The organism is Amycolatopsis sp. NPDC104775 (genome assembly GCF_055583325.1).
On sequence record NZ_JBVJOE010000001.1, the window covers coordinates 292,864 to 310,810 of the forward strand.

General features: G+C 70.7%; 15 protein-coding genes. 3 read left to right on the forward strand and 12 right to left on the reverse strand.

What is annotated here, in order from left to right; all coding sequences use genetic code 11:
• Positions 1-153: 153 nt before the first annotated feature.
• Entirely contained in the window at positions 154-336 is a 183-nt protein-coding gene (locus ACZ63D_RS01225) for a hypothetical protein (RefSeq protein WP_465352268.1), read from the forward strand.
• Complete coding sequence (locus ACZ63D_RS01230) at positions 333-2,042, forward strand: ATP-binding cassette domain-containing protein (RefSeq protein WP_465352269.1); 1,710 nt, start codon at positions 333-335, stop codon at positions 2,040-2,042. Before ACZ63D_RS01225 ends, ACZ63D_RS01230 begins: the two co-directional genes overlap by 4 nt.
• Positions 2,043-2,165: 123 nt before the next feature.
• Here ACZ63D_RS01230 and ACZ63D_RS01235 read toward each other — a convergent pair whose 3' ends face one another.
• Both ACZ63D_RS01235 and ligA read right to left on the reverse strand, forming a co-directional pair.
• A complete protein-coding gene (locus tag ACZ63D_RS01235) occupies positions 2,166-2,552 on the reverse strand; it encodes a hypothetical protein (protein ID WP_465352270.1) in 387 nt (128 codons plus the stop codon).
• A gap of 854 nt (positions 2,553-3,406) precedes the next feature.
• Positions 3,407-5,398, reverse strand: a complete 1,992-nt coding sequence (ligA, locus tag ACZ63D_RS01240; RefSeq protein WP_465352271.1) for an NAD-dependent DNA ligase LigA — start codon at positions 5,396-5,398, stop codon at positions 3,407-3,409.
• A gap of 183 nt (positions 5,399-5,581) precedes the next feature.
• Here ligA and ACZ63D_RS01245 point away from each other — a divergent pair, with 183 nt between their 5' ends.
• Entirely contained in the window at positions 5,582-7,588 is a 2,007-nt protein-coding gene (locus ACZ63D_RS01245) for a HelD family protein (protein ID WP_465352272.1), read from the forward strand.
• A 7-nt stretch (positions 7,589-7,595) separates the two neighbouring features.
• On the opposite strand, the gene ACZ63D_RS01250 is transcribed toward ACZ63D_RS01245, so the two are convergent.
• The 10 genes from ACZ63D_RS01250 to ACZ63D_RS01295 all read right to left on the reverse strand — a co-directional run bounded on the left by ACZ63D_RS01250 (position 7,596) and on the right by ACZ63D_RS01295 (position 17,946).
• The gene (locus ACZ63D_RS01250; protein WP_465352273.1) at positions 7,596-8,105 is read right to left on the reverse strand and encodes a hypothetical protein; all 510 of its coding nucleotides are present in this window, start codon (positions 8,103-8,105) and stop codon (positions 7,596-7,598) included.
• A gap of 73 nt (positions 8,106-8,178) precedes the next feature.
• A complete protein-coding gene (gene cysC, locus ACZ63D_RS01255; RefSeq protein ID WP_465352274.1) occupies positions 8,179-10,035 on the reverse strand; it encodes an adenylyl-sulfate kinase in 1,857 nt (618 codons plus the stop codon).
• Complete coding sequence (gene cysD / locus ACZ63D_RS01260; RefSeq protein ID WP_465352275.1) at positions 10,035-10,946, reverse strand: sulfate adenylyltransferase subunit CysD; 912 nt, start codon at positions 10,944-10,946, stop codon at positions 10,035-10,037. The genes cysC and cysD overlap by 1 nt, the downstream gene beginning before the upstream one ends.
• Positions 10,943-12,259, reverse strand: coding sequence for a condensation domain-containing protein (locus ACZ63D_RS01265; RefSeq protein ID WP_465352276.1), 1,317 nt, complete (start codon positions 12,257-12,259; stop codon positions 10,943-10,945). The genes cysD and ACZ63D_RS01265 overlap by 4 nt, the downstream gene beginning before the upstream one ends.
• Positions 12,256-13,704 (reverse strand): AMP-binding protein, encoded by a 1,449-nt coding sequence (locus tag ACZ63D_RS01270; RefSeq protein ID WP_465352277.1) that lies wholly within the window; start codon positions 13,702-13,704, stop codon positions 12,256-12,258. The genes ACZ63D_RS01265 and ACZ63D_RS01270 overlap by 4 nt, the downstream gene beginning before the upstream one ends.
• Positions 13,701-13,976, reverse strand: coding sequence for a phosphopantetheine-binding protein (locus tag ACZ63D_RS01275; RefSeq protein ID WP_465352278.1), 276 nt, complete (start codon positions 13,974-13,976; stop codon positions 13,701-13,703). The genes ACZ63D_RS01270 and ACZ63D_RS01275 overlap by 4 nt, the downstream gene beginning before the upstream one ends.
• Before the next feature lie 41 nt (positions 13,977-14,017).
• Positions 14,018-15,286, reverse strand: a complete 1,269-nt coding sequence (locus ACZ63D_RS01280; protein WP_465352279.1) for an MFS transporter — start codon at positions 15,284-15,286, stop codon at positions 14,018-14,020.
• On the reverse strand, positions 15,270-16,043 hold the full coding sequence (locus ACZ63D_RS01285) for a sulfotransferase-like domain-containing protein (protein ID WP_465352280.1): 774 nt from the start codon (positions 16,041-16,043) through the stop codon (positions 15,270-15,272). Before ACZ63D_RS01285 ends, ACZ63D_RS01280 begins: the two co-directional genes overlap by 17 nt.
• Positions 16,040-17,128, reverse strand: coding sequence for a M20/M25/M40 family metallo-hydrolase (locus ACZ63D_RS01290; RefSeq protein ID WP_465352281.1), 1,089 nt, complete (start codon positions 17,126-17,128; stop codon positions 16,040-16,042). Before ACZ63D_RS01290 ends, ACZ63D_RS01285 begins: the two co-directional genes overlap by 4 nt.
• Positions 17,125-17,946, reverse strand: a complete 822-nt coding sequence (locus ACZ63D_RS01295; RefSeq protein ID WP_465352282.1) for a [LysW]-aminoadipate kinase — start codon at positions 17,944-17,946, stop codon at positions 17,125-17,127. The genes ACZ63D_RS01290 and ACZ63D_RS01295 overlap by 4 nt, the downstream gene beginning before the upstream one ends.
• Between the last annotated feature and the right edge of the window lies 1 nt (position 17,947).

The following is a 17,947-nucleotide window of genomic DNA, read 5'->3' on the forward strand; positions in this document are numbered from 1 at the left end:
ACCCCTGCGCATGCCTCCCCGCGGCGGCCTCGTCCATTTGGCCTGCTCCGTCCACAAAGGACCACCTGCCTACCTCTCGGGACAGCTCGCTGAGGCGACACTCAGGCAGCCGGGCAGCTGGGTATCCCGCCGCACGGACCTCTCGGAGCGGCCATGAGCGTCGGCCGCCTCTACTGGAACGCCCTCGCCGGACAATGGCGCGGCGGCCTGATCCTCCTGGCCTGTTCCGTCCACAAAGGACCACCCACCTACCTCTCCGGACGGCTCGCTGAGGCGGCACCCCAGCGACCGGGCATCCGGGAACCCCGCCGCACGGACCTCTCGGGGCGGTCATGAGCGTCGGCCGCCTCTACTGGAACGCCCTCGCCGGGCAATGGCGCGGCGGCCTGATCCTCCTGGCCTGTTCCGTCCTCGAAGGACTGCCCGCCTTCTTCTCCGGACGGCTCGTCGAACTGGCCGTCACCAGCGGGTTCGGCGCTGGCAGGCCGGGCGTGGGCCTGGTGTGGCTCGGGGTGTTCGGGCTCGCCGCCCTCGCGGGCGCGTTCGGCTCGCGGCTGGTGTGGCGACAGCTCGGGAAGGTCGTCGAGCCGTTGCGCGACGCGTTGGTGACCGCGGTCGTGCGTGGGGTGCTGCATGATCCCGCGCCGCCGCGGGGCGGGCCGGACGCGAGTGGCGTCGCGCGGATCACCCAGCACGTCGAGGTCGTGCGCGACGCCACCGGCGGGCTCCTGGTCCAGGCTCGCGGCATGATCGTCACCACCGCGGCGGCGATCGCCGGGCTGCTCACCGTCGCGGGGTCGCTGGCGTTGCCGGTCACTGCCCCGGTGGTGCTCGCGGTGGCCGGGTTCGCCGCGCTGCTGCCGTCGCTCGCGCGGCGGCAACGTGCGCTCACGCTGGCCGACGAAAACACCGCGGCCGTCACCGGCTCAATCTTCGCCGGGATGCGGGACGTCGTCGCTTGCGGGGCCGAACCGGTCGCCGCGCTGACCGCCGACCGCGCTCTGGACCGGCAAGCCGCGGCCGCGGTGCGGGTGGCCAGGTCGGCGGCGCTGCGGTCGGTGATCGTGGCGCTCGGCGGGTTCGTCCCGCTGGTCCTCGCGCTCGCCCTCGCCCCGTCGATGGTCGCCCGCGGCGAGCTGACCGCCGGGGCCGCGCTGGGCGCGCTCGTCTACCTCGCCACCACCCTGCAACCCGCGCTGCGCGGGCTCGCCGCTACCGCGTCCACAGTCGTCCTCCGGTTGATCGTCGCGCTCCGGCGGCTCGCCGAAACCACCCCTCCGCCCGAACGTCCCCCGGCGACCGAGAGCCCCGCCGGACTCCGCCTCACCGTCCGCGATTTGACGTTCCGCTGGGGCGCGGCGCCGGAACCGGTGGTCCGCGGACTGAACCTGGACCTGCGCCCGGGCGAGCACCTGGCGGTCGTCGGCCCGAGCGGCATCGGGAAATCGACTCTGGCCGGTCTGCTCACCGGTCTGCTGGCGCCGCAGCACGGCGAAGTCCGGCTGGGCGGCGCGAAAGCCGGCGAACTGGCCGACCGGCCGCGGCATCTGGTGCTGGTCCCGCAAGAGGCTTACCTTTTCGCCGGGACCGTGCGCGAAAACCTGTCCCTCTTCTGCCCCGAAGCCTCCGACCGCCGTCTCGTCGCGGCCGCCGAGGCCGTCGGGGCTGCCCCGCTGCTAGCGCGTCTCGGCGGCCTGGACGCCGGACTCGGCCACGGCGCGGCGGGCCTTTCCGCCGGGGAAGCCCAGCTCCTCGCACTGGCGCGGGCCTACGCCGCACCGGCCGGAATCGTCGTCTTGGACGAGGCGACGTCCGCTTTGGACCCCGCCGCGGAGGTCCGCGCGGAACGCGCCTTCGCCGCCCGGGGAGGCACCCTGGTGGTGATCGCGCACCGGCTGTCGTCGGCGGTGCGGGCGCACCGGGTCCTGCTGATGGACGGGCGGGAGACGGTGGTCGGGCGGCACGAGGAGCTGCTCGCGACGGTCCCGCGGTATGCCGAGATGATGCGGGCTTGGCTGCCGGAGCGGGTTGCGGCCAGCTGAGTCAGGGAGGTGGGTGCGGGCACAAGCCGAGCCGGAAAGCAGCCGGGCACCGCAGACCACGATGGGCAAGCTCCGTCGCATTTCTCGTGGCACGACGAGAACGGCATTCCGCCGCGGGGACTCTCAGACCTTGCGCGGCACTGAGGCGATAAGGATTTTGCTTCCGTTGCGGCCGAGGTAGATGTCGACCTTGCTGAACCCGCCGGACGGGCCGGGTTCGGTCCAGCCGAAGGTTTTCTGGTCGTCGGAGGCGGTGCGGGTCTGGACGTCGAACAGGGTGCCCGCCTGCCGGAACTCGAAGGTGACCGTGGTGCTGCCCGCCGAGGCGTCGTCGCGGACGAATCCGGTGACGCCGACCGCACGGTTGTACCAGGTCAGCGTCCCGCCGGTGCGGCCGCCGCTGATGCCGCCGCCGAAGTCCGACGCCGGGTAGCCCGCCGCGTCCGCGGCCCCCGCTCCGCCGAGCGCGGCGACGGAGGACAGGACCATGCCGATCGCGATGCGTTTCATGACGTTCCCCCAGGGATGGTCGGTTCTGGGCGGGATCGTACTTCGGCGCGGCTCGTGGCGCGGGATTATGCGTGAAGTCGCCGGGGAGGTTTTGTTCTCGCGGGGCCGGGCGGATGGGTGGGATCAGCCAGGGCGAGGGTCAGCTGCGGTCTCGGCGGCCGGGCACCACGCTGATGACGATGCAGTCTCCGCCGCCCGGCACCGCGCTCATGCCGAATCCGCCTCCCCGGCCCGGCACAACGCTCACGACGAATCCGACTTCCCGGCTCGGCACCCGCGCTCACGCCGATGCGGCGTCCCGGTCTTGCGCTGCGGCTGATGCCGGTGCAGCCTCCCCTGGACCGCACCACGCTCATGTCAATGCGCCTCCGGGTCTTGCGTTGCGGCTGAGGCCTGTTTGGACCCCGCGATGGTGCGTTGCGCTAACGCCAATTCATTCTCCGCCATCGGGCACCACCCCGAGGCCGATTGGATCTCCCCGATTCTGCGTTGCGCTGATGCCGATTCGGACTCCGCAGCCGGGCACCGCTCGCAGGCCTGTTGGGACAGTGCCGAGTCCGTCCCGAGCGCGGAGCCTCGCTGCCTCCCCCGCGCGACCCGCGAGCTGGCGATCACGAGTCGTGCCGATACCTGGCAATATCCACTTAGGACAGTGCCAACGCCGTCGCATGCTCGCACCGGCCCTCCACGCGAACCCGACCGCCAGCCGCGTCGGAGGCAGCAGGTCACGCGAGCCTGGCGCGGTACCAAACCGCCGCATGGTTACGCGAATTCCCTTGCCGCACAACAGCAACTCGCGCCAGCACGGCACCACACCCGCCCCGGACCGTCTCCCCTGCGGCGGGCGCACCGGGTCAAGCCACTCCGGCCGCGATCAGCTGGTCCCAGATCACCCCCTGGTCCACGACCTCGACGCCGAGTTTCTCGGCCTTCGTGAGCTTGCTCGCGCCGACGTCGGCTCCGGTGATGAGCAGGTCGGTGCTCGCCGAGACCGACGACGCGGTGGTCGCTCCCGCGGTCTCGCACAGGCGCTGGAAGGTGGGGCGGGGCACCTTCTCGCCGGAGCGCGGGTCGCTGATCGCGCCGGTGACCACGACCGTCTTGCCCTCCAGCGGGGCGCCAGCGACGACTGCGGGCGGGAGGTCTTCCTCCAGGACGTCCAGGGAGACCCCGCGTTCGCGCAGGCGTTCGAGTTCCGGGCGCAGCCGGGTGAGGTGTTCCACCAGGGAGGCGGCCACCTTCGGTCCGATGTCCTCCACCTCGACCAGCCCGTCGACGCCTGCCTCGAGCACCGCTTCCAGGGAGCCGAATCCGGCCCGGCACAGGCGCGCGGCGGTGCCTTCCGACGCCATCGGGATCGCGAGCCCGATCAGCGCCCGGCGCAGGCCCACCCGGCGGCTGGCGTCGATCGATTCGATCATCCTCGTCGCCGAGACCTCGCCGATGCGGTCGAATTCGAGCAGGCGTTCCTTGGTCAGCCGGTAGAAGTCCGACGGGTGTTCCAGGATCCCGGCCTCGGCGAGCCGTTCGATCCACACGCCGCCGATCGCGTCGATGTCCGCCGCTGCCCGGGACGCCCAGTGGATCAACCGCCGCACGGTCTGGGCGGGGCAGGAAACGTTGGTGCAGAACAGTTCCCGGCTGTTGCCCTGTTCGGTGAGCGGCTGCTCGCACGACGGGCAGGCCGAGGGCGGCACGATCTCGCGCTCGGCCCCGGTGCGTTTCGACTCGTCGAGCACCCCGGCGACGAACGGGATCACGTCGCCCGCCCGGCGCACCAGCACGGTGTCGCCGATCTTGATGCCGCGGGCCCGGATGACCTCCTGGTTGGCGAGCGTCGCGCGCGTGACCGTGGTCCCGCCCACGAACACCGGCTCCAGCCACGCGACCGGGGCGATCTTGCCGGTCTTGCCGACGTCCCAGACCACATCGGACAGCACGGTCGTCTTCTCCTCGGCGGCGAACTTGTACGCCAGCGCCCCGCGCGGCGAACTCGACCGAGTGCCCGCGGCGGCGTACGCGGTGCGGTCGGCGAGCCGGAGGACGGCGCCGTCGATGTCGTAGTCCAGGTCGTTGCGCTGCTGTTCGATCGTGGCGATCACCTCCTGCGCGGAGGCCGCGTCGGCGCAGCGGCGCATGTCCGCCGCGGTGAACCCGAGCGCGTGCAGACCGCTGCCCAGGTCGGTTTCCGCGCTGCCGGGCTCGGTGTCCAGGTCGAAGGCGAAGAACCGCAGCCGCCGCTCGGCCACCGCGGCCGGGTCTTTCGCGCGCAGCGTGCCCGCCGCGGCGTTGCGCGGGTTGATCAGCGGTTTGTCCGGGTGCGCGGTGTTGTAGGCGGCGAATGTCGAGCGCAGCATCACCGCTTCGCCGCGCACTTCGACCCGGCCGGGGGCGCTGACCTGGTGCGGGATGCCGTCCGTCAGCGCTCGCACCAGCATGGTCACGTCGTCGCCGGTGGTCCCGTCGCCGCGCGTGACCGCGCGCGCCAGGCGGCCGTCCTCGTACACCAGGGCCAGCGACAGGCCGTCGAGCTTCGGCATCACGACCACCGGCTGGCCGGGGAACCGGTCGAAGAACGCCTCGACCTGCTCCGGCCGCGTCGCCTTCTCCAGCGACAGCATCGGCCGCGAATGCCGGATCGGCGCGTGCAGCACCGCCGGCCCGCCCACCTGGTCCAGCGGGTTCGGGTCCGGGGCCAGCTCCGGGTTCGCCTCGATCAACCCGCGCAGCTCGTCCTCGATCGCGTCGTACTCCGCGTCCGCCACCACCGGCGAACCCCGGTAGTACGCGTCGCGCAGCACCACGACCTGATCGGCGAGCTCCTGAATTCGTTCCCGAACGTCCACGAACCGGAACGCTACCCGGCCCCACCGACAAAACCGGGCTGCGACGCAACTCTCGCGGCAACGACGGCGCCATCCCGGTCCGGACGGCTCGGCTGACGCCGCCAGGAAAGACAAGACTGGTCTTTCCCCGGATCGCCGCGCACTCTCGACGCCATCGATCACCCGGCAGTGGGGAGTTCAGGGGTGCCGACCGAAAAGCACGTCGAACGCGAGCTTGTCCTCGAGCAGGAGTACGTCACCGGCCTGTACCGCAGGCTCGACGCGTTGCGTGAGGAAGCGGCGAGCGGAGCGGGAAGCGCGGACCCGGAAGCGGCGGCGCGCTGGCGGGCCGAACTGGCCCGGCTGGAAGCCGTCGAGGACGGGCTTTGCTTCGGGCGCTTGGAGATGCACGACGGGAGCCGGTGGTACATCGGGCGGCTGGGGTTGTTCGAGGACGGCGCGGACGAGCCGTTGCTGCTCGATTGGCGGGCGCCCGCGGCGCGGCCGTTCTACACCGCGACCATGGCGGACGCGCACGGGGTGAAAAGGCGGCGGCGCATCACGACCCGGGGGCGGACGGTTTCCGCGCTGGACGACGAGTTGCTCGATCCCGACGCGGCGGACACCGGGACCCTCGTCGGGGAGGCCGCCCTGATGGCGGCGCTCACGGCGGAGCGGACCGGGCGGATGGGCGACATCGTCACGACGCTGCAGGCCGAGCAGGACCGGATCGTGCGCGACGGGTACGCGGGAGTGCTGGTAGTGCAGGGCGGGCCGGGAACCGGGAAGACCGCGGTGGCGCTGCATCGGCTGGCGTATCTGATGTACACGCGTCCGCAGCTGCGCACGCGGAGTGTGCTGGTGCTCGGGCCCAGCGACGTTTTTCTCGACTACATCGGGCAGGTGCTGCCGGGGTTGGGCGAGCAGGCCGTGGTGACCTCGACGCTGGCCGGGTTGTGGCCGGACGTCGAGGTCAGCGGGGTGGACTCGGTCGAGAGCGCGGAACGCAAGGGACGGGCGGAAGCGGCGGAGCGGATCGCGGCGGCGGTGTGGAGCCGGGCGGGCGCGGCCGGCGGGACGGTCGAGGTGGTGTTCGAGCAGCAGGCAGTGCGGCTGGAGGCGGCCGAATGGCGGGGTGCGGTGGAAGAGTCGTCGAGCAAGGGGTTGCCGTACCAGCAGGCTCGGTTGGTATTTCAGCAGCGGATGGTGGAACTTCTCGCGCGGCGGTTGGCCGATCAGCTGGAGAACGTGGTGTTCACCGAGACCGGGGAGGCGCTCGACGGCGGCAGTGCGGACGGCCGGCTCAGCGCGGCGGATCTGCGGGCATTGGCCGCGGCGGGGGTGGTGCTCGGGCCGGAGCCGGACGACGGGCCGCGGCGGTTGCTGGCCGAGGCGGACGTGGCTGACCTGCGTAAAGCGTTGCTGGCCGACGTCGCGGTGAGCGGAGTGCTGGACGAGCTGTGGCCTGCGCTGACCGCGGAGGACGTGGTGGCTGAGGTGTTCGGCAGCCGGAGCTGGAGCGCGGCGGACGTTCCGTTGCTGGACGAGGCCGCCGCGGTGCTCGGCGAATCCACCGCGACGTTCGGGCACGTGGTGGTCGACGAGGCGCAGGAGCTTTCGGCGATGGCGTGGCGGATGGTGATGCGGCGCTGTCCGGGCAAGTCGATGACAGTGGTCGGGGACCTCGCCCAGACCAGTGCTCCGGCGGGAGCTGGCTCGTGGGAACAGGTATTGGAGCCGCACGTCGCGGATCGGTGGCGGCTGGCGGAGCTGACCGTCAACTACCGGACGCCGGTGGAGATCATGGAGGCGGCGAGCGAGCTGTTCGCCGCACAGCATCCCGGTTTCCGGCCGCCGCGCTCGGTGCGGGCGGCTGGGGAAACGCCGTGGCGGCGGCAAAGCACGGTCGCTGAGATGGCACAGGTCGTCGGTGATATCGCAGCCGAGCACCGTGGCGGGCAGTTCGCGGTCATCGCTCCGTCGTGTCGTCTCGCGTCGTTGCGGGGATGCGCTCCGACGGTGCTGACACCCGGGGAGGCCAAGGGGCTGGAGTTCGACGCGGTGCTGATCGTCGATCCGGACCGGATCCTCGACGCTCCCCTGGGCCGCAACGATCTCTACGTCGCGATGACGCGCGCCACCCGGCGGCTGGGGATCGTCCATTTCGGATCCGCGCCAGCCGGGCTGGCGCGGATCCGGGAACACCGGTAGCCGCCGGTCAGGACGACGGGTCCGCGTCGAGTTCTTTGAGCGAGCGGGCCAGCCGGGCGATCAGCGCCCGTCCGTCCTGGACGTTCAGCCGGGGGAACTCGAATCCGAGGACGCCCTCGCCGCTCACTCCGACCTGGCACCGGAGCGCCTGCGCCATCCCGGGGACCAGTTCGGGGTCAGCCACCCACGAGAGCTGGCCGAGGCTCCACGAGTGCAGCAGCTTCCCCGGTGCGGCGCGGATCACGCCGCCGACGGTGAAGACCGCCAGCCGGTGCGAGGTGAGAACGAGGATCACCCGGCCGGGAATCGGGATCGGCACTTCCGGCGCGGCGGGCTTTCCCCGCCGCGCGGCGAGCGCCATGCCGGCCGCGCCCGCGACCCCGGCGATGCCCGCCGCACCGGCGATCATGGTGTTCCGCACCCCGCCGATCCGGAAAGCGAGCAGCGTATAGCGCACGCGTTCCCCGGGCGCCAGGTCTCCGGCGAGCCGGCTCTCGGCCTTCTCCTGCAGTGTCACGTTCCCGCGGCCTTTCTCTGTTCGTCGGCACGGGAACGATTTCAGGAGGTCGCGGCGGCCGAACACGGGATTTTCACCGACAGCCGGACACCTCCCGGCCGAGCCACTCCAGCAGGATCTCCGCCTGCGCGACGGCGTCCCCGTCGTCCGGGCGCAGCACCACGTCCGGGCTGCGCGGCACCTCGTACGGGTCGTCCACGCCGGTGAAGCCGACGATCTCGCCCCGCCGGGCCTTCGCGTACAGGCCCTTCGGGTCGCGGGCCGCGCAGGTCGCCAAGGGAGTGTCCACAAAGACCTCGACGAAGCGCAGTCCGGCTTCCTCGTGGCTGCGCCGGACCGCGTCCCGGTCCGCGCGGTACGGGCTGATCAGCGTCACCACCGCCACAGTGCCCGCGTCGGCGAACAGTTTGGCGATCTCCCCGGTCCGGCGGACGTTTTCCTTGCGGTCCTGAGCCGAGAACCCCAGCCCGGCATTGACGCCGTGGCGCAGGTTGTCCCCGTCCAGCAGGTAGGCGGGGCGGCCGGAGGCGACCAGCCTGCTTTCCAGCTCGGCGCCCACAGTGGACTTTCCCGAGGCGGACAACCCGGTCAGCCACACGGTCATTCCCGAGGTGGGGCGGCGGGCGCGGGTCACGGCCGGTTCGTGCCAGACGACCGACGGTCCGGTTTCCGCGGGACCGATGATCATCCCGGCGGCGACGGTTTTCTTGCTGACCTCGTCGACGAGCACGAAGCTGCCGGTGTCGCGGTTGCGGCGATACGGATCGAAGTGCAGCGGCTGCTGCGTGCGCAGGCGGATGCGGCCGATTTCGTTCAGGGAAAGGGAATCGGCGGACTGGTCGCGGTGCAGCGTGTTGATGTTCAGCCGGTAGTCCAAGTCGCGGACGATCGCGGGGGCCTCTCGGGTCGTGTGCTGGACGAGGTACCGGGCGCCGGCGGACAGGGAGCTGTGTTCGGTCAGCCAGCAGACCATGGCGTCGAGGTCGGTGGCGACGTGCGGACGGTTGTGGGGGCGGCAGATCAGGTCGCCGCGGACGATGTCGATCTCGTCCGACAGTTCGACGGTGACGGCCTGCCCGGCGAACGCTTCCTGGATCGCGGTGCCGCCCGGGCCGCGAACGGCGGCGATCGTGGTGCCGAATCCGGACGGCAAGACTGTGACCTCGTCGCCGGGTTTGAAGACGCCGCCAGCGATTGTGCCGGCGTAGCCCCGGAAGCCTTGTCCCTCGGCGAAACCGTGGGCGCGGATGACGTACTGCACGGGCAGCCGGGCGTCGATCAGGTTGCGGTCGGATGCGACATGCACTTCTTCGAGGCGGTGCAGCAGCGCGGGGCCTTCGTACCACGGCATTTCCGCGCTGCGGTTGACGATATTGTCGCCGTGCAGGGCGGAAACCGGCACGAAGGCCAGATCGTGCACGTCGAGTTTCGCGGCGAAACGGCGGAATTCCTCGACGATCTCGGCGAAACGTTCCCGCGAGTAGCCGACCAGGTCCATTTTGTTCACGCACACGACCAGGTGCGGGACGCCGAGCAGGCTGGCGACGAACGCGTGCCGGCGAGACTGCTCCAGCACGCCTTTTTCCGCGTCCACAAGAATGAGCGCGACGTCGGCGGTGGACGCTCCGGTGACCATGTTCCGGGTGTACTGGAGGTGGCCCGGGGTGTCGGCGATGATGAATTTCCGGCGCGGGGTGGCGAAATAGCGGTAGGCGACGTCGATGGTGATGCCTTGTTCGCGTTCGGCGCGCAGGCCGTCGGTGAGCAGGGCGAGGTCGGTCCGGGCGTCGCCGCGTTGCGCGCTGGTCCGCTCGACGGCGGCGAGCTGGTCCTCGAAAATCGCCTTGGAGTCATACAGCAGGCGTCCGATCAGCGTCGACTTTCCGTCGTCGACGCTGCCCGCGGTGGCCAGCCGGACGAGGTGGCTCATCAGAAGTACCCCTCCTTCTTTCGGTCCTCCATGCCGGTCTCGGAGATCCGGTCGTCCGCGCGGGTGGCGCCCCGCTCGGTCACGCGGGTGGCGGCGACCTCGGCGACGACCTCCGCCGGGGTGGCCGCGGTGGATTCGACGCAGCCGGTGCAGGTCGCGTCGCCGACGGTGCGGAAGCGGACGGTCGCGGTGAACGGTTCCTCGTCGTCGGGGCGGCGGTGCAGGAACCGGGTGTCGGCGAGCAGCATCCCGTCGCGGCGGACGACCGGCCGGCGGTGCGCGTAGTACAGCGGCGGCAGGTCGATGCGCTCGGCGGCGATGTAGGTCCAGATGTCGAGTTCGGTCCAGTTCGACAGCGGGAACACCCGGATGTGCTCGCCCTTGCGGTGGCGTCCGTTGTACAGCCGCCAGAGTTCCGGTTGCTGGTTCCGGGGGTCCCATTGGCCGAATTCGTCCCGGAAGCTGAACACGCGTTCCTTGGCGCGCGCCTTCTCCTCGTCGCGCCGCGCTCCCCCGAACACGGCGTCGAAACCTTGTTCGTTGATCGTCCGCAGCAGCGTCACAGTCTGGAGCCGGTTCCGGCCTGCCCGCAGGTCTTCCGTGACGCGGCCTCGGTCGAGGTCGTCCTGCACGCGGCCGACGATGAGGCGCACGCCGAGCTTCGCGACGACCTCGTCGCGGTACTCGATCACCTCGTCGAAGTTGTGGCCGGTGTCGATGTGCACGAGCGGGAACGGCACCGGCGCGGGCCAGAACGCCTTGCGCGCCAAGTGCAGCATCACCACGGAGTCCTTGCCGCCGGAGAACAGCAGCGCGGGGCGGGCGGAGGTCGCCGCGACCTCGCGGAAGATGTGCACGGCCTCGGCTTCCAAGGCTTCCGAATGCGTCAGTTCGTACGACGGCGCGGTCATCTGCGGCCCTCCGCGGGTTCGGTGGTCCGGCCGGTCTCGGCCAGCCGGTCGAGCAGGGTGCGCACGGGGAGGTCGAGGTCGCCCGTGACGAGCGACAGCGCGGTCTGCCATTGCTCCAGCACGGTGTGCGCTTCGTCGGCGGTGAAGCAGTCGGTGGCGTAGTCGGCCCGGACCTGCCAGCTTTTGCCGTCCGCGACCACGTACTGCAGCCAGTCGAACTTCGCCGCCGCGCCCGCGACGTACACCCGTTCGCAACGCAGGCCGGGGAGCGTCAGCTGGCTTGGTGCTTCGTCCAGGACCAGGCAGATCCGGCCCAGATGTTCGCCGGACAGCACGCCGCGCTCACGCGTGACGCCTCCGCCGAGCAGCGCGTACGGCACGTTTCGGTGCCGCAGCACGGCTAAGGACGTGCGTTTCGCGGCGGCGCAGACCTCGCCTGCCGTGGCAGTAGCGGGCACCTGGTATCTCACCGGTAGCAGATCCGTCAGGCAGCCGATGACGTTGTCCAGGTCAGGGTCGCCGCGGCGGGACATCGGGGTCCCGATGACGATGTCCTCGTCGTTCACCGCGGCGGCGGTCAGTGCCAAGCAGGCGGCCATCACGACGTTCGCCGTGGTGCGCAGGGAACGAGCGGCCGCGCGGACCGCGTCGCCCAGTTCGGCGGAGAGGGTGGCGCGGACGCAGGCGCACTCGGTGCTTCGCCTGCTGGGCAGCGGACGCGGGTGCGGCGGCAACTGAGACATCGATCGTGCGCCGTTGAGATACGAGGACCAGAAGGTAAGATCTTCTGCGGATACCCCCGCCGCTCGTTGACGGACGGCGTGCTCGCCGAGGGTCAGCACTGGGACGTCACCGGCCTGTCCTGCGTACAGTGTGGACAGTTCGCGGTCGATCAGCACCAGCGAGGCGTCGTCCACGATGACGTGGTGGATCTGCAGCAGCAGTACGTATTCGCCCGGTGCGCAGTCGTACAGCGTCACCCGCGCCGGTGCCTCGGTGAGGTCGAGCGGACGTTGTCCAGCGCGCCGCAGCACTTCGTGCAGATCTCCGCCCGGCCATGGCAGACGTTCGAATGGCAGTGCGCCCGCCGGATCGATGAGCTGGACCGGTCCGGTTTCGTCGAGGGTGAACCGCGTGCGGAACGCGGCGTTCCGGTTCACCAGCGCTTGAAACACGCGTTCCAGCGCGGGGACGTCGAGCGGGCCGGAAATGCGCTGCGCCCAGGTTTCGAGAAACGGCGAGGGCTGCCCCGCGAACTGGTCGGCTATCCAGATCGCTTCCTGTTCGAAGGTCTGCGGGAAGACGTCCGTCATCGGTTCTCCAGCGCGGACAGGTCGACTTTGCCGTTCTCCCGGCGAGGAAGTTCTTCCACCGCTTCGAATCTCGTCGGGACGGCGTAGGAGGGAAGCAGCGCGGCGAATTCCTTGCGCGCTTGCTGCGGGGACAGCCGGGCGCCGTCGGCCAGCGTGTAGACCAGGGCGATCTGGGCGACCCGGCCGTCCGCGTCGGTCCGGGCGACCGCGGCGCAGGTGCGGATCTGCGGGACCGCGGCCGCGGCGGCCTCGATGTCGCCGAGTTCGATGCGATTGCCGTTGAGCTTGATCTGCCGGTCCCGGCGGCCGCGATAGTGCAGGATTCCCTGCTCGTCGATCAATCCGAGGTCGCCGGTGCGGTACTCCCCCGGTCGCGGGAACCGTTCGCGCGACAGCCGTTCGTCGCCGAGGTATCCCAGTGCCACGCCCGAGCCGCGCGCCACGATCTCGCCCTCTTCGCCAGCCAGTGCGGGGGAGCCGTCCTCGCGCCGGATGACCACCTCCGTGCCCGGCACCGGCGCGCCGGCCGGAATCCCGCCGGGCACCCCGACATCGGACGGCGTCATCCGGTGCACGGTCGTCAGCATTCCGTTCTCCGCCGGGCCGAAACCGTTCCACAGCGGGATTTCCGGGAAGCGCTCCAGGAAGATCCCGACGTGCCGGGGCGATTGTTTCTCACCGCCGACATAGAGCGTTTCGACGCCTTTGAACGCGTCGAGGTCCTCGTCGACGATCAGGTTGAACAGCGAGGTCGTCAGCCAGACCGTGTCCACGCCTTCTTCGGCGACGAGATCGCGCAGCCGGCTCGGCATCAGGTGGCTTTCCTCGACCACGACTGACGTGCCACCGGTGGTCAGCTGACCCCACAGCTCAAAGGCGTACATATCCCAGGAGCCCGGCGCGACCTGCGGCGTGACATGTCCAGGCCCGAAGCCCGGCAAACCGTCCGGGCCGAACATCCTGGTCACCGCGCGATGCGGCACGAGAACGCCCTTGGGGACACCGGTGCTGCCGGAGGTGAAGAACACCATCGCGATGTCTTCCGGCCCGGACAACACCGGTGCGGCCTGGACGTCAGCGGCGAGCTCGGCCAGCGCCACCGGCGCGAGCGGGCAGGTGACGCCCGGACCGGCGCCAGGGCGGCCGACGACGACCGGATCGTCCACTTGGGACAGAATCGCCGCGATCCGGCTCTCCGGCCAGCGCGGGTCGAGCACTGCGTAGGCCGCGCCCGCCATCAGCACCCCGAGCTGGACCGCGATCAGCTGCGCGCTGCGCGGCAGCACCAGCGGGACGATGTCGCCGGGACGCACGCCCTCCGCGGCCAGCCGGTGCGCCACGGCTTTTCCCGCCGCGACCAGCGTCCGGTAGCTGACCCGTTCGGAGCCGTGGACCAGCGCGAGCGCGTCGCCGGAGTGCCGGGCGACCGCGCCGTGGACGCTCACGGCGCGCCCTGCCGGATCTGCTCGACGAAATCGGCCAGCTCGTCGTGTTCGAGCAGCACCGTCGGGTCGAGCCGGCAGCCGATCTTGCCGGAGATCCGGGCGCAGATCCGGATCGCCGCGAGCGATCCGCCGCCGAGGTCGTAGAAACTGTCGCGCCTGCCGACCAGGTCGACGTCCAGCACCGCCGCCATGATCGCGGCGACGCGTTCCTCCAGTTCGTCGGCGGGGCGTTCGTACTCCGCGGGCGACAGGGCAACACGGCTTTCGGGCACGGGAACTCCTCTTCGCAGCACTTCCGGGGCAAACGCGGGGATCAGTCGGTTCCGGGGATCGGTTCGAGCGGGACGGGCCTCGGGGAATGCCCGGCCGCCTCGGCTTCCTTGAGCCCCCGCGTCGTCACGCGCGAGGCGAACACGAACGCCGACAGCGTCAGCCCGATCGCGGCCGCGACGAACGTGGCGCCCGTCCCCTGCCAGCGGGCCAGCGCGCCGCCCAGCAGCGCGCCCAGCGGGACGACGCCCAGCACGATCAGCCGGTACGCGGCGGTGACCCGGCCCAGCAGTTCGTCCGGCACCGCGGCCTGCCGGAGCGTGCTGACCACGATCTGGTTGAGCGCCGTCGCGATCGCGCTCAGGAACATCAGGATTTCGACCAGGACGACGCTGTGGGTCAGGCCGAGCGCCGCGTAACTCGCGGCAGGGACGAGCGCGGCGAGCCAGGTCACCGGCCCGCCGCCCAGCAGCGGCACCGCCTTCGCCGCGATCAGCGACCCGAGGATGGCGCCGACCGCGGGCACCGCGATGAAAAACCCGTACCAGGACGTCGTCACGCCGAGCGGGCCGGTCGCGATGAGCACGAGCAGGCTGGCCGTGGCGGAGGAGAAGAAGTTGATCGAGGCCGAGATGAACGCGACCCGGCGCAGCAGCCGGTGGTCCCAGAAGTACGACCAGCCTTCCTTGATGCTGCGCACGACGTCGCCCGCCGAATGGGTGCTGCCGCTGGTGTCGTTCGCGGTGGGCAACATCCGCGGCAGGGTCACCAGAGCGAGCGCGGCGAGTGCGAAAAGCCCGGCGCTGGTGGAAAACACGAGCACCGCCGACATCGCGAACAGCGCGGCGCCCGCCGGCGGCCCGATGAAGCTGTGGATCGCCGACTGGGTGGCGAACAGCCGTCCGTTCGCCCGCTCCAGGTCCTTGCGCTCGACCAGCCGCGGCGGGACGGTCAGCGCGGCGTTGTCCACGAGTGTTTCGGCGGTGCCGGTGAGGAAGACGGCCAGGTAGAGGATCGCGATGCTGTGCAGGTGCGCGACCAGCATCAGCACCAGCAGCAGGAAACCGGCCGCCCGGACCACGTTGCCCCAGACCATGATGAACCGCCGGTCGACCCGGTCGGCGAGCGCTCCCGCGGGCAGGGTGAACACCAGCCACGGCAGGAACTGCGCCACGGTGAGCCCGCCGATCAGCAGCGGATCCCTGGTCACCACCACGGCGAGCAGGGGCACGGCGGCGATCACCAGGCCGTCGCCCAGATTCGACAGGACCTGCGACATCCACAGGCGGGTGAAGCTACGCCCCAAACTCATGTGCACTCCTTTGCGATCCTTGCCCGGCTGTTCCCGGGGTTGCGTTCCTCCCGTCGAGCACCGCCCGGACGCGGTCGTAATACGGCAGCTGGTCGCGTTCGTATCTCTCCGCGACGAGCTGGAGTCCGGCGGGCAGGTCCTCCCGCGGGCGGGCGGCGACGCCGAGCGCGGTCGAGGCGCTGGCCCCGGCGTGCCAGCGGCCGGTGGCGCCCCAGCTCGCCGGCGGTTCCTTCCGGAACGCGAGCGAACCGGGCACGAACGGGATCCCCATCGCCGCGCAGTACGCGGTCATCTCCTGCTCGGGGCCGCGCACCATCCGGTCGCCGTCGACCAGGTGCATCGGCATCCCGGCGGCGCGGACGGTGGCCACGATGTCCCACAGGTTCCGGAATCCCATCGCCCGCGAGGTCGCGTCGGCCTGCATGACGAGGTGCGAGCGGACGGTGTCGCGCGGATTGCGGACCATCGCGGCGTGCTGGCAGGAGCTGACGAAGGCCGGGTTCGCGCCGAGGCGGTCGATGGGAAAGTCCGTGGTGTCCTTGAAGAACACCGGTCGCTCGGCCGCGGTCTCGAGGAGGGCGGTCATGACTTCGTCTTGGCTGGTGCAGGTCCGGCCGTCGACGTCCGCGGTGCCGAAATCGCACACGCGCGAGAACGGTTCGTGGATCACCAGGAAATCACCGCGCTCGTACATCGCGCGCTCGAACGCCGTCGAGCGCGACCGCGGGACGCACCACAACGCCAGCAGCTTGGTCACGACTTCACCTCCAGGAGCGAGTTGTCCAGTTCCCGCAGGGCAGTCCGCAGGATCCGGACGCCGGCGAGGTATTCCGCGATCGCGATGTGCTCCCCGTCGGTGTGGTTCTGATACGGGTCGCCGGGGCCGTAGGTGGCCATCGGGACGGTCCAGGTGCGGCTCAGCGTGTTCATGTCACTGGTGCCGGTTTTCAGGCTGTACCGGGGTTTTCGCCCCTCGATGGCGATCGCCCGGGAGAGTGCGCGGACGCACGGCGAACTCCGTGGTACGACAACTGGCGGGACCTCGTATGCCAACGTCACTTCGACGTGTTCGCCCAGGATCGCCGAGACTTGGCGCCGCAGTTCCTCTGGCGACTGGTGCGGCGGAGTCCGGAAGGACAGCGAGCAACTGCTGGAGAACGGTTCGAAGCGGCCGTTCTTGACGACCATGCCGACGTCGCCGAAGTTCGCGTTGCCCCGCGTCGAGAAAATGTCGAGAAGCCGCGCCAGTGCGGCGATCAGCGTCTCGCTCGATTTCAGTTCGGGGGTCGCGGTGTGCGTACGCGTGACCTCGCACCGGACGTCGAGCTGGACCATTCCCTTGTAGCCCACGGTCACCGTCGAAGCGCCGCTCGGCTCGCCCACCAGCACGGCGTCCGGCATCGGCACCGTCTCGCGTACATGCTCGGCACCACGCGAGGACAACGCTTCCTCTTCGACCACCCCGATCCAGTGGACCCGAACGCCGAGGTCGCGGCTGGTGAGCGCGGCGACGAGCATCGCGATCAGCGGCCCCTTGGCATCGACCGCGCCGCGGCCGCGGATGTGGGTCTCGGTGTGCGCGAAGGGCACCTCGCCGGGAACGGTGTCGAGATGGCTCAGCAGCAGGACCGTCCGCACGCCGCTTCCGACGATCGCGTGCACGTTTCCCACGTCGTCAAGGAAACTCTCGGCGCCGAAGCCCGCCGCGACCTCGCGCAGCCGCTCGGCCAGCTGCCGTTCGCAGCCGGAGACAGACGGGATCGACACCGCCTCGGCCAGCAGCGCGACCGCCGCGCTGTCGACCAGCTCGCCTTCCCGCGTGCTGAAATCCTGAATCGTCATGCCGGGCCCAGCCCCTTCCCGATCAAGGTTCCGCTTCCGCTGAGCGCTTCGGTCAGGGGCGCTCCCCCGCGGCCGTCGCAGATCTGCACCGCACCCAGTCCCTTGCCAAGGGCTTCCGTCGCGGCGGCGACCTTCATCCGCATGCCCCCGCTCAGCGTCGGGATCAGCTCTTCGGCGTCGGCCACGCTCAACTCCGCGACGGTGGACGCTGGATCGTCCGGACGGGCGAGCAGCCCGGCGGTGTCGGTGAACAGCAGCAGCCGGTCCGCGCGCCAGGCCGCGGCGATTTCGCAGGCCATCCGATCGGCGTCCACATTGGTCGGTTGGCCGTCGGCGGTCAGGCCCGGCGGGCAGACGACCGGCACCATTTCGAGCGCGTGCACGGCGTCTACCAGGCGAGGGTCCACGCTCACGACGCGACCGGCCAGGTTGTCCCGCACCACCCGGGTGCGACCGTCGGACACCGCGCGGATCGCTGCTTTCCGTTCGGTGCGGACGAGCCCTCCGTCCATTCCGGACAGTCCGACCGCCGGAACTCCCCGCTGCCGCAATGCGGAGATCAGCCGCGCTTGAGTCCGGCCGCGCAGGGCCATCATCACCGCGGTGAGGGTCGCTTCGTCGGTGTACCTGGTCCGCATGCCGTCCGGGGACTCCAGGGTGCGGCGCGGCAGGCCGAGTTCGCTGATCGTCTGGTCGATGTCCCGGGATCCGCCGTGCACCACGGTGATCCGGTGCGTGCGCCACAGCGCCGCGAGGTCGTCGGCGAGGCCGGTCCCGCGTCCGGAGAGGCTTCCGCCCCATTTCACGACAATTCTCATC

Excerpts from the sequence above, each read along its gene's own strand:
- ACZ63D_RS01225 (WP_465352268.1), top strand. The coding sequence starts at position 154 with ATGAGCGTCGGCCGCCTCTACTGGAACGCCCTCGCCGGACAATGGCGC.
- ACZ63D_RS01280 (WP_465352279.1), bottom strand. The coding sequence starts at position 15,286 with ATGAGTTTGGGGCGTAGCTTCACCCGCCTGTGGATGTCGCAGGTCCTG.
- ACZ63D_RS01295 (WP_465352282.1), bottom strand. The coding sequence starts at position 17,946 with ATGAGAATTGTCGTGAAATGGGGCGGAAGCCTCTCCGGACGCGGGACC.
- ACZ63D_RS01265 (WP_465352276.1), bottom strand. The coding sequence starts at position 12,259 with ATGACGGACGTCTTCCCGCAGACCTTCGAACAGGAAGCGATCTGGATA.
- ACZ63D_RS01235 (WP_465352270.1), bottom strand. The coding sequence starts at position 2,552 with ATGAAACGCATCGCGATCGGCATGGTCCTGTCCTCCGTCGCCGCGCTC.
- ACZ63D_RS01230 (WP_465352269.1), top strand. The coding sequence starts at position 333 with ATGAGCGTCGGCCGCCTCTACTGGAACGCCCTCGCCGGGCAATGGCGC.
- cysD (WP_465352275.1), bottom strand. The coding sequence starts at position 10,946 with ATGACCGCGCCGTCGTACGAACTGACGCATTCGGAAGCCTTGGAAGCC.
- cysC (WP_465352274.1), bottom strand. The coding sequence starts at position 10,035 with ATGAGCCACCTCGTCCGGCTGGCCACCGCGGGCAGCGTCGACGACGGA.
- ACZ63D_RS01290 (WP_465352281.1), bottom strand. The coding sequence starts at position 17,128 with ATGACGATTCAGGATTTCAGCACGCGGGAAGGCGAGCTGGTCGACAGC.